This is a genomic window from Nitrosospira sp. Nsp11, assembly GCF_900142705.1.
Lineage (GTDB): Bacteria > Pseudomonadota > Gammaproteobacteria > Burkholderiales > Nitrosomonadaceae > Nitrosospira.
In genome coordinates, this window is the sequence record NZ_FRBV01000003.1 from 87850 (window position 1) to 100986 (window position 13137).

The 13137-nt window shown below is 50.4% G+C and carries 13 protein-coding genes; 4 read left to right on the plus strand and 9 right to left on the minus strand.

Annotated elements, in window-relative coordinates:
* Positions 1 to 41: 41 nt before the first annotated feature.
* The 3 genes from BUA28_RS05730 to rsgA are packed head-to-tail and all read left to right on the plus strand — an operon-like array spanning position 42 to position 2574.
* Positions 42 to 1298 carry a M48 family metallopeptidase gene (locus BUA28_RS05730; protein WP_072767167.1) on the plus strand — a complete coding sequence of 419 codons (1257 nt, stop codon included), beginning with the start codon at positions 42 to 44 and terminating at the stop codon, positions 1296 to 1298.
* 50 nt (positions 1299 to 1348) lie between these two features.
* The gene (locus BUA28_RS05735) at positions 1349 to 1690 is read left to right on the plus strand and encodes a 4a-hydroxytetrahydrobiopterin dehydratase (RefSeq protein WP_072767168.1); all 342 of its coding nucleotides are present in this window, start codon (positions 1349 to 1351) and stop codon (positions 1688 to 1690) included.
* Complete coding sequence (rsgA, locus tag BUA28_RS05740) at positions 1687 to 2574, plus strand: ribosome small subunit-dependent GTPase A (protein WP_072767169.1); 888 nt, start codon at positions 1687 to 1689, stop codon at positions 2572 to 2574. Before BUA28_RS05735 ends, rsgA begins: the two co-directional genes overlap by 4 nt.
* A gap of 163 nt (positions 2575 to 2737) precedes the next feature.
* On the opposite strand, the gene BUA28_RS05745 is transcribed toward rsgA, so the two are convergent.
* From BUA28_RS05745 to BUA28_RS05775, 6 genes are all read right to left on the minus strand, one after another.
* Positions 2738 to 3322 carry a gamma-glutamylcyclotransferase gene (locus BUA28_RS05745; RefSeq protein ID WP_083569892.1) on the minus strand — a complete coding sequence of 195 codons (585 nt, stop codon included), beginning with the start codon at positions 3320 to 3322 and terminating at the stop codon, positions 2738 to 2740.
* Between the two features lie 384 nt (positions 3323 to 3706).
* Positions 3707 to 4141 carry a universal stress protein gene (locus tag BUA28_RS05750; protein ID WP_072767171.1) on the minus strand — a complete coding sequence of 145 codons (435 nt, stop codon included), beginning with the start codon at positions 4139 to 4141 and terminating at the stop codon, positions 3707 to 3709.
* Positions 4142 to 4218: 77 nt separating this feature from the next.
* Positions 4219 to 5565 (minus strand): SulP family inorganic anion transporter, encoded by a 1347-nt coding sequence (locus tag BUA28_RS05755; RefSeq protein WP_072767172.1) that lies wholly within the window; start codon positions 5563 to 5565, stop codon positions 4219 to 4221.
* 1101 nt (positions 5566 to 6666) lie between these two features.
* Complete coding sequence (locus tag BUA28_RS05765) at positions 6667 to 7173, minus strand: COG3415 family protein (RefSeq protein ID WP_072767174.1); 507 nt, start codon at positions 7171 to 7173, stop codon at positions 6667 to 6669.
* 531 nt (positions 7174 to 7704) lie between these two features.
* Positions 7705 to 8034 (minus strand): P-II family nitrogen regulator, encoded by a 330-nt coding sequence (locus BUA28_RS05770; RefSeq protein ID WP_072767175.1) that lies wholly within the window; start codon positions 8032 to 8034, stop codon positions 7705 to 7707.
* Between the two features lie 128 nt (positions 8035 to 8162).
* Positions 8163 to 9143, minus strand: a complete 981-nt coding sequence (locus BUA28_RS05775) for a sodium-dependent bicarbonate transport family permease (RefSeq protein ID WP_072767176.1) — start codon at positions 9141 to 9143, stop codon at positions 8163 to 8165.
* Here BUA28_RS05775 and BUA28_RS05780 point away from each other — a divergent pair.
* Positions 9142 to 9453: a hypothetical protein gene (locus BUA28_RS05780; protein WP_072767177.1), complete on the plus strand. Its 312-nt coding sequence runs from the start codon at positions 9142 to 9144 to the stop codon at positions 9451 to 9453. The two genes, BUA28_RS05775 and BUA28_RS05780, sit on opposite strands and share 2 nt — an antisense overlap.
* A 333-nt stretch (positions 9454 to 9786) precedes the next feature.
* On the opposite strand, the gene BUA28_RS05785 is transcribed toward BUA28_RS05780, so the two are convergent.
* From BUA28_RS05785 to hemE, 3 genes are all read right to left on the minus strand, one after another.
* The gene (locus BUA28_RS05785; RefSeq protein WP_072767178.1) at positions 9787 to 11082 is read right to left on the minus strand and encodes a sensor histidine kinase; all 1296 of its coding nucleotides are present in this window, start codon (positions 11080 to 11082) and stop codon (positions 9787 to 9789) included.
* Positions 11042 to 11725, minus strand: coding sequence for a response regulator transcription factor (locus tag BUA28_RS05790; protein WP_072767179.1), 684 nt, complete (start codon positions 11723 to 11725; stop codon positions 11042 to 11044). Before BUA28_RS05790 ends, BUA28_RS05785 begins: the two co-directional genes overlap by 41 nt.
* Before the next feature lie 221 nt (positions 11726 to 11946).
* Complete coding sequence (gene hemE / locus BUA28_RS05795; RefSeq protein WP_072767180.1) at positions 11947 to 13008, minus strand: uroporphyrinogen decarboxylase; 1062 nt, start codon at positions 13006 to 13008, stop codon at positions 11947 to 11949.
* Positions 13009 to 13137 lie beyond the last annotated feature (129 nt).

A 13137-nucleotide genomic window follows, 5' to 3' on the forward strand; every position in this document is an offset into this window, starting at 1 on the left:
GTCACCTTTCATTGTGTTGCCGCTGCGCCCACTCATAGACCATGCAAACGTTCACCACCCTCTTTCTTGCCGCTCTGACGCTTACTTTTTTAGCGCGGATATGGCTGGCAACACGTCACATCCATCATGTTCTCGCACATCGAGATCGCGTGCCCGACGAATTCTCTTCCAGGATTACATTGGAGTCGCACCAAAAAGCGGCTGACTATACCTGTGCCAAAACGCGGTTGGGATATATCGGCATAACGCTCGATACGTTGCTTCTGCTGGCACTTACCTTGGGCGGCGGATTAAATGCTTTGGCGGGTTTCTGGTCAAATTGGTTTGGCGACCCGCTGATACACGGCATAGCGCTTATTGTCAGCGCGGTGCTACTGATGAGCGTAGCAGGAATTCCGGTAAGTTATTATCGAACTTTTGTTATCGAACACAAATTTGGCTTTAACAAAATGAGCCCTCGCATGTTTTTTCTCGACCTGATCAAGCGCGCGATGCTGGGAGGACTGCTGGGCATCCCGCTGCTACTCGGTATTTTATGGTTAATGCAGAAAATGGGGCCGAGCTGGTGGTTTTACGCCTGGCTCGCATGGATGGGCTTCAATCTGATGGTTCTCGCCATCTTCCCGACCTGGATCGCGCCGCTTTTTAATAAGTTCACCCCGCTTGAAGACGCTCCGCTCAAGGCACGTATTGAACAACTGATGCGGCGATGCGGCTTTAAATCCAGCGGGCTTTTCGTAATGGACGGCTCACGCCGCAGCAATCATGGGAATGCTTATTTTACCGGTTTCGGCAAGACCAAGCGGATTGTTTTTTTTGACACATTGCTTTCTCGTCTGGATACACCCGAGATCGAGGCGGTATTAGCGCATGAATTGGGACATTTCAAACGACGCCACGTTATCAAACGTATCGTATGGACGTTCGCCATGAGCCTTGTATTTTTATGGGGACTGGGTTATTTGATGCAACAGGACTGGTTTTACGAGGGATTAGGGGTTTCCGTTTCGCACATGCCTTCCTCCGCTATGGCGGTGCTGCTGTTTTTTTTAGTAATGCCCACGTTCACTTTTCTGTTCCAGCCCGTGGCAAGTCTATACTCGCGCAAGCATGAATTCGAGGCTGACGAGTATGCTGCAGGTAACGCATCGGCCACTGACCTCATACGTGCGCTACTAAAACTCTATCAGGATAACGCTGCCACGCTGACTCCAGACCCCTTGCATTCGGCATTTTATGATTCCCACCCGCCCGCCGCGATGAGAATAGCGCGTCTGCAAAACCTGGCGCATAATTGAACTTCTGGAGTAGGATCAGCTATTTTTTTCACTGACCAGCAGGAGTACCAATGAGCGCCACTGCCAATGATCTCACTAGAAAGCAATGCAAACCCTGCGAGGGCAACATGCCTCCACTTTCTCCCAAGGAAATAACGCTGCTGATGCAACAGCTCGAGGGGTGGGAGTTTTTCGATAAAATAATTAAAAAAAGCTATAACTTCAAGAACTATTATCAGACGATGGCTTTTGTTAATGCCGTTGCCTGGATTTCCCATCGCGAAGATCATCACCCGGACATCATGGTTGGTTACAATAAATGTAAAGTCGAATATACCACCCATGCAATCAACGGATTGTCCGAGAATGACTTCATTTGCGCGGCGAAAATCGATACCCTATTCAACATTTGAGAACACTTCAGCGGGTTCCAACCACGTCGCCGATTACCGGGCAGATAGTCGCCGCATTCGGCAGATCTTTTCTCGTTAAAACCGTAAGCGGAGCAGCACTGTCGTGCGTAATGCGTGGAAAAAAGGGGGGGGTCGCCTGCGGCGATGTGGTGGAGGTTCAGCCGACAGAATCAGGGCAAGGCGTAATTGAAAACATAATGCCTCGTAGCGCGCTATTGTATCGTAGCGATGCTTTCCGCGAAAAACTCATCGCCGCCAATATTACGCAGGTTATTATCGTAGTGGCTGCGGTGCCGAGTTTTAGCGAAGAACTGATTAATCGCTGCATCGCTGCAGCTGAGAACCAGCGTATAAAAGTACTGATCGTACTTAACAAGGCGGACCTGATCCAGCCGACAAGCACTGCTTCCAACATCCTCTCCCTCTATCGGGAACTTGGCTATTCGTTACTGCAACTCAGCGCAAAGACAGATATTGAACCGTTATTACCCCATCTGTACGACCATCTCAGCGTCCTGGTGGGCCAGTCCGGAATGGGCAAATCCACTCTTATCAATGCGCTCATCCCGGCGGCGGAGCGCGCCACCTCCGGTATTTCCGTTGCGCTTGATACTGGGCGACATACCACTACCCATGCCCGACTCTACCACCTCGATGACAATAGCCGGATAATCGATTCTCCTGGCATGCAGGAATTCGGTCTTCATCATATTGACAGGGATGCGTTGGCGTGGGGATTTGTCGAATTTCGCCAATACATGGGACGATGCAGATTCAATAATTGCCGCCACGCGAATGAACCTGGCTGCGCGCTTGCACAGGCTGTTCAGGAAGGCAGGATCAGCGCCCGGCGCTTCGCTTTTTATCAAAAGCTGGCTAAATGACTCACCTATATAACTTCACCCCTTATCGTGAACATGATGGCGCCTAACTGAAGCAACTTCGGTCCAAATGAAAAAGTTAAGCGTTCCGGCAAAACAACGGGAGGTACTTAAACAAGTACCTCCCGCAGAATTAATGTTCCCGAAACGGGAACTGGCTTTTGCCTTAGACTTCGTTGACTACTGCCGCCCGACGCGCATCCATATCAACCTCGAATCGCGCTAGAGACAAATCACCGTACAACAGCGCTTCCCTCTCGGCGCAACGCTCTACATTGGCATCGCCTTGCGCTTCAAATATCCGCAGCCATTCGACATATTCGTTCGGCAGGCCATGCTCGATAGCGCCCAGGACAACCATCGCCTTATGCCAGTGATAAGGCCGAAGCACGGCCTCTTTGTAACTCCCGGCAAAAGTCAACGCGGTGTGTGTGCCAGTTGACGTAACGACTGGAATATTCAGTTCGCTGTAGCCTGTTCCGAGGCCTTCCGCCTGATTCAGGCTTTCTCTATCCTTTATGCTTATCTTATAAAGAACGCCATAAACCCGGTTCCTCTGATTACCGGTTGCTTCGATATTGCTTTTCCCGGAACCGTCACGACTGACCTTTCCAAAGGTAAACCTGTTTCCTTCGATGAAGCCAATGTCTACCGCTACTGCTGATGGCGCGATATTCGAGGCGTTTATTCTGCGAGAGAACATGTTCGCCCCGTAAGCGAAATAAAGAAATGTGTTAGTCGATGTTAGCATGATGGAAATGCCTATAAATAGGTTAGCTGGTTAAAAGTAAAACGCCCAAGTTTTGCATGTATAACTCGTCACTTAATGACAACGTGTTACTGACGGTATGACAACCAGGGTAAGAATTACGCTTTCATGCCGATCTTTTACACCGAGATGAACACTTGCTTCGTCCATCCTATAAAGAAGCTCGACCACCAAATCGCACTTCCCTGACATTTTTTCCCCTCTTGAATCGCTTGTAGGAACATTTTTAAGCGGACTAAGGGTATTTAACTACTTCACAAATACTTGACAAATAGTATATACATTTTTCACAAATTCACAACTATTTTATGCATTCACCACAAATTCTTCACATCCTGGATAAAAATTTTTTAATCTTACGGGCGCCTAGTGGGGCCGGACCAACAAAATTGAAATTTCGACATCTTTTACCAGTTGCTCCGCCACAGAGCCAGTAACCAAGCGCTCCAGGCCGCGGCGGCCTTCCGTACCCACAACGACCAGGTCAGCGCCCCATTCCGTAACGGCAGCGGCGATGGCCTCCACGATAGCAGTCCGGCCGTATCTTTCTTCTGCTTCCAGTAAACGAGTCTCCACTATAGGCGTTGCACTGGTAGTAGCCGTTGTCCTGGCACGTTCCAGCAGCGCCGCTCCGGCTTTCCGGTTATTAACCTCATCATCGTCGATCCCCTTCATCCCTTTCGTCACAGTATGGACGATGCATAGTACGGCTGCATCGGTAGCTGCAATATACTGGGCCTCCTCCAATGCGATCCGGGAAATTTCATCGTCGGCGATAGCTACCATGATCTTCTTGTACATTAAGACTCCTTTTATAGGTGATTTATAAAAAGGGGCGGCATCAGTGCCCGCCCCAATTAAATTGTATCCCCGGTCAGCTAGTCAGCGGTGCCGCCTGTCGAAAATTTCTCGAAATATTTCTTGATGATGACCTTGCTCGGTATCTTGCCAGCCTGTTGAAAAACCAGGTAGTTGATAAGCCCATGAACCGCTAGTGCTACCAGCATGCCTTCGAAGATACCTATCTTGAAGACCAGCAAGGCAGTAAGAACTGAAAGCATCAACGCATATTGTCCGTAGTTTGCGACGTGCCACAATCCCATGACCATTTTCCAGCCCGAGAAAATCATGATTGCGGCCAGCGAGAACTTCGGCAAATACTCAAGATAGTGCGAATTGAAGAAGAAGAAGAGAACGACCAAACCGACGATGGCATTCGAAAACTTGGTATATGCCCCGGCCAGTCTATTGGTGGTGCTTTTAGCCAGTCCGTCCAAATTGGTCATGCCACCAAAAAAACTCGCGCCCATATTGCTTATCCAGATAGACCACAAGCTGTTATTGGTGTTGCATTTGCGCCCCAGCGGATCTATTTTTTCGATCGCGGCGTTGCTCATTACCTGCTCTATCACATCGATCGTGGCAAGCATCGCGGCGAACCCCACGATATACACCCACATCATTGCGCTCTCGATGTGCGGCATCGGGAGGGAAAGCGTAAACGGAACGTCCTCCACGAATAGCATGGACAACGGCAAGAATTGAGCCAGCACGATACTTGCTATTATTAGCAAGAAGTAAGGAATTGCGGGCTTTGTATCCTTGAATTTTGAAAACAGGTATACAAACCCGGCGAAACCGACTATCGATATAAGCACGATCTGGATGCGTGCCTCGTTCCAGAATACATCGGCTGTTTCCTGGTCTGCCGGTATCTCATAACAAAATGTAGCAAATTTGAGACCTATCTTCAGGCCCACTCCCGCCAACAGACCTTCTACGAGATAAACCGGCACCGCCTGCAAAATATACCGCTGCCAATTGTATTTCCATACGACCGCTTGCATGGTGGCAGTCAGGAAAATGACAAAAGCCATATTTTCTATACCGAAAGCATGAACGCCCATCGCCAAAGCAGGCGCGAGACCTGCCGCCACCCCCGGCACGCCGATATAATTGCCCGGCTTGAAAAAAGCATTGACCCATCCGATGAAACAGGCAAAAACGACCGTCGCCAGCGCTACTTTGATAGGATACTCCGACATCATGGCAATGCCGATCGATAGCGGGACCGCCATGGTTCCAGTTATAATTCCAGCCTGAACGTCGCGAGCGAGATACTTGACCTGAAACCCTGCCGACCCTGGCGCGACAACTTCTTCCGGGGTGGCAGCGGGCACATGATCGTCGGTTGACAGCGACTTATCGATAGTAGATGAACTCATGGTACCTATCCTTCCTTTTTAAAAAATTTAAACATAACTTCAAACGAAGAAAAAACTGAGAGGGACCTGCTTTCCGGCGGTTGTTCGACGTCTGCTCAATTTCGTCATAAGTAAAAAACAGCTGATCTGGAAGTAACCTGAAGTCCTTAACTGGCTTGCCCACAATCAGATGCTGAAGCGTTTGCTTAGCCGGCTTTGGCAGCCGCTTTTGCAGCGGATTCAACATTTAAATCTCTACAAATCCATTAAGGCATTAAAAGCAACGCTAACATAGCACCAGCGATGTGAAGAATATGTCTGTTAAATGTCAAGAATTTGTGAAGTTTTAAATATCTACTTCACATCACGCAAAAGCGGGTTTGCTCATTCTTGTGCCAATATGCGTTTAAGTCGTTTTTATACAGCTACTTAACTGATAATAATTTCTGGATATGACACGCTTTGAATCGATGGTATTTGTGACATATGTCAATTTTATGTAGGTAAATCGGAATTACCGCATAAGGAGTAAACGCGCGTCCAAGCCCAATTAAATGGAAGGTGTGCGTTAACCGAAAAAGAATTGAGATAGTATTCGGGCTGAAGCCCTACTATGCTTTGGTGCGGTGATTTGGGCCGACGACGTGATCCCGCGAAATAGCTCTGAGATCAACTGTATCCTGGAAAAGCTGCCATAGTCACGTGCCGTTTTTTCCGGTTCACGTGGACTTGGGGACTTGGGCGGGGATGCATTTAACCTGAATCGGCCCCAGCCGCTCATTTTTCAGCTCGCTTGTCAGCTCATTGTCAACCAAGTGCTAAATTGAAAAGAGATTTTTGTACCCATCCATCTGCCGGATCAGGTTTAAGAAGGACCTGCTCAGGTGGTGAATACTGCCTGTTCCTTGTTGAGCCGAACCACAATTTTCCCTGTTTCTCAAAGGCGTGCGGGGGCAAGGTCAGGCACACGATGAATCTGGGTAAGTGGGGTGGAAGGTGTGACGGTAAATCCGATGGGCTACCCATTGAGGCAGAGTGGCCTCTCCAGAAGATGGCGTAGACCAGGAGAGAGCAGGCGCCCGAAGCGCGGCCGCGGCAATTCGATCGTGCGCAATCCCGACTTCACGCTTCTGGATTATTTTTCTTCTGACCCGTTCTTTGCGGTGGATGCATGGCCGTTGCATCTGTTTTTACGTGGTGCGCCAGCTTTGACCATCCATGGCGGCGAAGCAACTGATATACCGTCGATGTCGACACGGACCCGCCTACGCATCTTTCAAGTTCGGCTTTCAATTCGTGTATAGGAAGAGCGCCCGAGGCCTGGGCTTGGGTAACGAATGGAGCGAGAAACTGTACTTCTTCATCGAGACTCATTCGTGCGTGATTGCGCAGTCCCTTTTTTGTTTTGACCTGTTCAGCGCCGGCCTCAATTCGCTGAAACCGCGTCCGCAGTTTTCCCGTTCTACTTTTAGATAAACCGATGATGACGGCTGTCTGTTCCAATGACAGCCCGAATTCCAGCGGAAGAAGTAATGCCTGAGCAGCACGCAACGCCTCGACTGTTTTGGCTGAGGCGATTTTTTCCTTCGCCACTTCCACAAACTCCCGTCCTGTCGCAGGTCTCGCCATTTGTATTCTCAACTCAGGTTTATACCGAATAATTCGGCTAACTTCAGCCACAATTCAATTTCGCCAGCAGGTTGATCAATTAGTTGGATCTCGATCGTTAAACTCGAATCAGGAAACTACAGTCAGCTTGCGAGTCAAGCCATCCTTCACTCCATCTTCCGATTCGGCCGCCCAAGACGCCAATTCCCTTGAGAACGCGGCCTTACCATCTTTCATACCTTTTGGATTGAAGTGCGAAATCCATAAAATCCGTTCCCTGCACCGACTGGAACGAATCAGTTCCCCGGCTGTTGCGTTCGATATAAGCCGGGGAATTTGATGGCGCCCGGTCAGGAGTAGTTGCCATAATTATTAATAAGCCGGACGGCGGGAGAGCCGAAAGCCAACTAGCAACGTCTTTTCGGGAATTGATGATTTGGCATAATCAACTCCTTAGGTTATTAGAAACTGGCAATGGTCGGTTTAAAAACTCAAAAAGGCGCATTCTCTTTCTTCTTACTTCATATCCTTGAAGCGCCACGCTAAGACGGATCAATAGGAAGCTGCAGGCCCTATAACCCATTTGCAGTCCGACATCAGGCACATTCCGCCATATTCTTTCAGTTTTGGACGAAGCGCCATCACCACTCTCTCAGCCTGCTTTTCTTCGCAAGCCAGAATCACTATGGCATTTCTTTCCTCCAGAGCAATGTCATCCGGGCGCCGCTCGCCGCGCGATCCAAGGCCACCTCCATGTCTCATGAACGTGTAGCCGCGCACATCGACTGTTCGTAACAAGGCAATCAGATCACCGAGTTTTTCTTCATCGATGACGATCTCTATGCGTATCATCGAAATTAAAACGTCTGCTCTATTAAACATGGTTTCTCTCCCCAGAATATTTATGCGTTGATAGTCGGATTTGAATACTCAGCCGGGCCGAAATACTTCTTGAAAGGATTTCAATGAATTGATGAATCACCCCCAGATAACAGCGGCATCCGTTTTCGCTACACACCCGCCAGATACTGGGCGGCACCGTAATACAAGGGAATACCGATTACCACATTAAACGGAAAAGTCACGCCGAGTGACAGAGTCAGGTAAAAAGATGGATTAGCCTCCGGCACAGCCAGGCGCATCGCAGGCGGCACGGCGATATAGGAGCAACTCGCTGCAAGCACGGTGACCAGCGTGACTCCGCCTACCGAGTATCCAAGCCAGAAGTGACCGACCATGAGGCCGCAAATCGCGCCGATCAGAGGCATCGCGATACCGAAACAGACGAGGAAGACCCCTACCGCCTTAAATTCCGACAGCCTTTTTCCCGCTTCCATGCCCATATCGCACAGGAACAGGCACAAGGCGCCCATGAATATGGTTTCAAAAAACGGCTCGATCTTGTGATAGCTTGGGTCCGAGACCACTGCACCTATTCCCATGGAGCAAAACAGCAAAAGAATACTGCCATTGGTGAAGGCTTCGCGCAGCAGGTGCATATACATCCCCTTCTCGCCCTTGGTAGCCCCCCCCATTACTTTCCGCGAATAACCGGCCAGCACCAGACCGATCATGATTGCGGGGGACTCCATGATTGCCAGCATGATGACCGGATAAGCTTCAAAGGTCACGCCGATGCCACCCAGGAACGCCACCGCCGTCATGTAAGTGCCCGCGCTCACCGAGCCGTAGTGCGCCGAAATTGCCGCGGCATTGAGCGGGTCGATCTTTCCAAGCCCCCGCAAAATAATATATGCGAGAATAGGCAAGCCAATACCAAACAGAAAAGCCGCTCCCACGGCAGGCAGGGCATCGCCCATAGACCCCTGAGTCAGAGCCTTGCCGCCATGCAACCCGATACCTATCAGCAGATAAATAACGATCATCTTGTGCATATCGGGCGGAAATTTAAGATCCGATTTGATCACCTGCGCGAACATACCGAGGGCGAAAAATAGTATCGCCGGTACGAGAAGACTGGTAATTGACATGGTAAACCCTCCTTATGTAGTTATTAACCCACTTGAACTATTACGATCACCCGGCCTTCAGGACCAGCCGCGATGGGCGCACTCGAGCCATTGGCTGGTATGTTCGAGCGGCCAGGAGCTCGATGGAGAGTACTTCACCGACTTGCGGGAAAGCAGCCGAGCCCGCAAGCGCGTAGAGGTTCCCGTCAACGAAGATCTTCGATCCGATCTCCCCAACATTTCCACGGGGGTGGCGGAGTTCGCACTTTTCGCGGGCCTGTTCTCAGCACGGGACTTTTTTGCATCTCTCAAGTATATGACTGTCATATAGCCCTCCGAAGGTGAATGAAAATTTCTGGAACGGTGACGGAATCGGTAACGATTCTTTGCTGGGTTCGCATTGGTTTATCCTTATTTGTAAATCAAAAATGTATAGAATGGTGGAAGCTGCAGCGGTAACAATAGTTTTCTTAATACCAGTAAAATCATGGAACAACTCGTTGCTTTACGGCTGCGAAACAAACGTTATAGTTGTGCTTCCATGAAGCACAGATTGCCACAACCCATGTGAAGAACCTGTCGCGGGGTTGTGATTAATTTGTGAAAGGCAAAAAAAGAACGATCACGAAGCGTGATGTTTTTGGAAACCGCAAATGCAGGAGGATTACGGAAAGGTGATGTGGAAGGTGGCGCCTTTTCCCGGCGTGCTATCGACCTCTATGATCCAGCCATAGTGGTCGCAGATACGCTTGACAATCGCGAGGCCGATTCCCAGGCCTTCGCCTTTTGTCGACCCGCGAAAAAAGCGCTCATAAAGGAGGGGCAGATAGGAGGGTTCGATGCCGATGCCGGAATCGGAGATTGAAAGACGCTTCCGGCTGAAATTTACGCGAATAAAACCGCGCTCTGTATATTGCACTGCATTGCGAAGCAGATTCACAAGAGCCGTGTGCAATGCTTGCCGGTTTAGCGTGAGGACAGCATTCGGCTCTACTGCAACCTCGAACATGAGGCGTTTTCGATATATTTCAGTGCATACAGGCTCCACTGCATCATATACGCACTCGGCGATTGCGACGGGCTCCATGATGCCCAGCGCCTGCTCGCGAGCAAGGAATAACAACGCCTGCAATTGTTCTCCCATGCGAGTCGCTGCGACCTCGATCATTCCGATGCGCGCTCGCGCCCTCTCCGAGAAGCCCGGTTCCGTAACGAGCAGTTCGCAACTCGTAAGGATGGTAGTGATCGGAGTACGCAACTCATGACTTATGTTCGCGGTGAACTCCTGCTCGCGTCGCAGCATGCGTGTGATGCGGTTCTGATAGTCGTCCAGTGCGCGGGCTAGTTGCGCCACTTCCTCGTCCTGACCGGGCTGGATCATTGTTGCGTCCTGTCCCGCGCCGGGCGCTAGATGTCTTACTCGCTCCGCGAGATCGGTAACTTGCCTGACAAGTACTCCTGCAAGCAGATACCCCACCAGCAACGCAACCCCGACCACCGAAAGAAGGGATAAAATGATAAGAAGCCTGAGTTCCTGTTGCCGCTGATCATGAAGCCCGATTTCATAGGCAACAAGAAATTTGACGCCGTCGACATGGCGTACCGCGACCCGAATCTCCTCCGGGCCCCTGAAAACCTTGTGGCGTCTATAATTGAGCCCTTGCAAGTACTGTGGGAGTTTGGATTCCTCGGCGGGATCATGGATAATGTACTTTTCGAGATTTGAGCCCACCTGGGGAACAAAATCACTACTCTGGCGATAGCGCTCGAGCAGATAGTCCATCTCGGTTTCCATGATTTGCTCGATATGCGCCTCTTCGATATCGTCAGAAGCAATATACAAGCTGATACCAAGCGTTCCGACGACGACTATGCAGAATACCGCAAAGGCCAGCGCAACTCGTCGGCGTAGGCCACGTTTAATCCCTGGCACGGGAAATGAGGCGGTACCCAAGTCCATGAATTGTCTCAATCGGATCATAGCCGCCAGCGCGACTTAATGCACGGCGCAATTCGTGCATATGGCTGCGCAATGTATCGCTGGTTCCCTGCGTGTCGCCCCAGACTTCGGATTCAAGTTCCCTGCGACTGAATACGCGGCCGGGCTCGCCCATCATGAGTGCGAGCAGGCGGATACATTTGGGGGGCAGCTTAACGGGTGTGCCGGCAAAAAGTACTGATAGCGTTTTGGGATCAAATGACAGATCGCCGGTTTCCAGCATGCGGCTGGTAACCTTTCCGCCATGCCGTTTATGCATCGCGACGAGACGGGCTTCGACCTCTTTTAGCGCAAACGGCTTGATCATGTAATCGTCGGCGCCGTGATCAAATCCTTTGAGCTTATCCTCCAGCGTATCACGCGCGGTCAGCATCAGCACCGGCGTGTCAAGGTCTGCTTCCTGGCGGAGTTTCCGGCACAATGTGATGCCGTCCATGGCCGGCAGACCAAGATCAAGCAGAATCCCATCAAATTTCTGCGTTACCGCGAGATGCAGACCCGTGATGCCGTCAGCGGCAGCATCGACACTGTGACCGCGCGCCTCGAGAAAATCGTAGAGGTTTGTGGCAATAGCCGGATCATCTTCAATAATAAGTATATGCACGGGAAGGCTTACTAAAAAATTATAAGATAAAACGGCTATTTAATTTTAACAACACCCTAAAAATATGCCCGATTTGAAAAATATAGCTGATTCCGACGGAAATCAACATCGACCCAAAATCGCTACTCGCGCTTAACTTGGCTCGGGGTTCGTTGAGAATCTAGCACAGTTCGATATGTTTTGTTGGTATTTAATGCCTTTTTTATTTATAAAATTGCGTATTAGCGATATTTGCGGCTGAGGGCATGAACTGCTTCCACCAAGGTCAGGGCATTCTCCGGTGGAGTAAACTGCGAAATGCCATGGCCAAGATTGAAAACATGGCCGTTGCCTTTTCCGTAACCGGAAAGAATTTTTTCCACTTCAGCAGCAATCACTTCCGGTGTGGAAAACAGCACTGCGGGATCAATATTTCCTTGCAAGGCAACTTTGTGTCCAACCCGTCGGCGTGCCTCGGCGATATCTACGGTCCAGTCGAGTCCAACCGCATCGCAACCACTATCCGCAATGCTCTCCAGCCATAGCCCGCCACCCTTCGTAAAAACGATGTTAGGCACGCGCTCACCACCATGCTCGCGCTTTAGTCCCGCCAGTATCTGACTGATATAGCGCAAAGAAAATTCCCGATAGGCTGCGTGAGACAAGGCACCGCCCCAAGTATCAAAAATCATCACCGCTTGGGCGCCGGATTCGATTTGTGCATTCAGATAAGCGGTTGCAGCCTGCGCGGTAATATCGAGAATGTGATGCAACAGATCCGGTCGCCGGTACAACATGGTTTTGATCTGGCGGAAATCGGTACCGCCGCAACCCTCCACCATATAACAGGCAAGCGTGAAAGGACTGCCGGAAAAGCCGATCAGCGGAACCCGGTTGTCCAACGTCCTTCGGATTTGAGAGACCGCATCCATTACGTAACGCAGGTGTACCTCGGGATCAGGTACCGTAAGCGCACGAATCTCCCATTCTTCACGTAAGGGTCGCTCGAACTTGGGCCCCTCGCCATCGGAGAAATAGAGCCCCAACCCCATCGCATCGGGGATAGTTAGAATGTCCGAAAACAATATTGCAGCATCCAGCGGGAATCGCGCCAGAGGCTGCATCGTAACTTCAGTCGCGAAATCCGGATTTTTGCAAAGAGCGAGAAAGTTGCCGGCACGAGCGCGCGTCTGGTTGTACTCGGGCAAATATCGCCCAGCCTGGCGCATCAGCCACACCGGTGTATATTCAGTAGGTTGCCGCAGGAGAGCCCGCAGCAGGGTATCGTTCTTCAATCTTGTCATCGGCTCCAGTTTAATCGTACAAACTCAGCAAGAAACAGCATCGTTTATGCGCCAGTTCCCGGGTAACAGCTTGTGTCCCGGATCATACCCCGTTGGAACTCATCTTCCTGAGGACAGATTGTTCGCGGG

Bases quoted from the DNA above. Each gene is read 5' to 3' on its own strand.
- BUA28_RS05730 (WP_072767167.1), top strand. From the start codon at position 42: ATGCAAACGTTCACCACCCTCTTTCTTGCCGCTCTGACGCTTACTTTT.
- BUA28_RS05735 (WP_072767168.1), top strand. From the start codon at position 1,349: ATGAGCGCCACTGCCAATGATCTCACTAGAAAGCAATGCAAACCCTGC.
- BUA28_RS05745 (WP_083569892.1), bottom strand. From the start codon at position 3,322: ATGCTAACATCGACTAACACATTTCTTTATTTCGCTTACGGGGCGAAC.
- BUA28_RS05750 (WP_072767171.1), bottom strand. From the start codon at position 4,141: ATGTACAAGAAGATCATGGTAGCTATCGCCGACGATGAAATTTCCCGG.
- BUA28_RS05755 (WP_072767172.1), bottom strand. From the start codon at position 5,565: ATGAGTTCATCTACTATCGATAAGTCGCTGTCAACCGACGATCATGTG.
- BUA28_RS05765 (WP_072767174.1), bottom strand. From the start codon at position 7,173: ATGGCGAGACCTGCGACAGGACGGGAGTTTGTGGAAGTGGCGAAGGAA.
- BUA28_RS05770 (WP_072767175.1), bottom strand. From the start codon at position 8,034: ATGTTTAATAGAGCAGACGTTTTAATTTCGATGATACGCATAGAGATC.
- BUA28_RS05780 (WP_072767177.1), top strand. From the start codon at position 9,142: ATGGTAAACCCTCCTTATGTAGTTATTAACCCACTTGAACTATTACGA.
- BUA28_RS05775 (WP_072767176.1), bottom strand. From the start codon at position 9,143: ATGTCAATTACCAGTCTTCTCGTACCGGCGATACTATTTTTCGCCCTC.
- BUA28_RS05785 (WP_072767178.1), bottom strand. From the start codon at position 11,082: ATGGACTTGGGTACCGCCTCATTTCCCGTGCCAGGGATTAAACGTGGC.
- hemE (WP_072767180.1), bottom strand. From the start codon at position 13,008: ATGACAAGATTGAAGAACGATACCCTGCTGCGGGCTCTCCTGCGGCAA.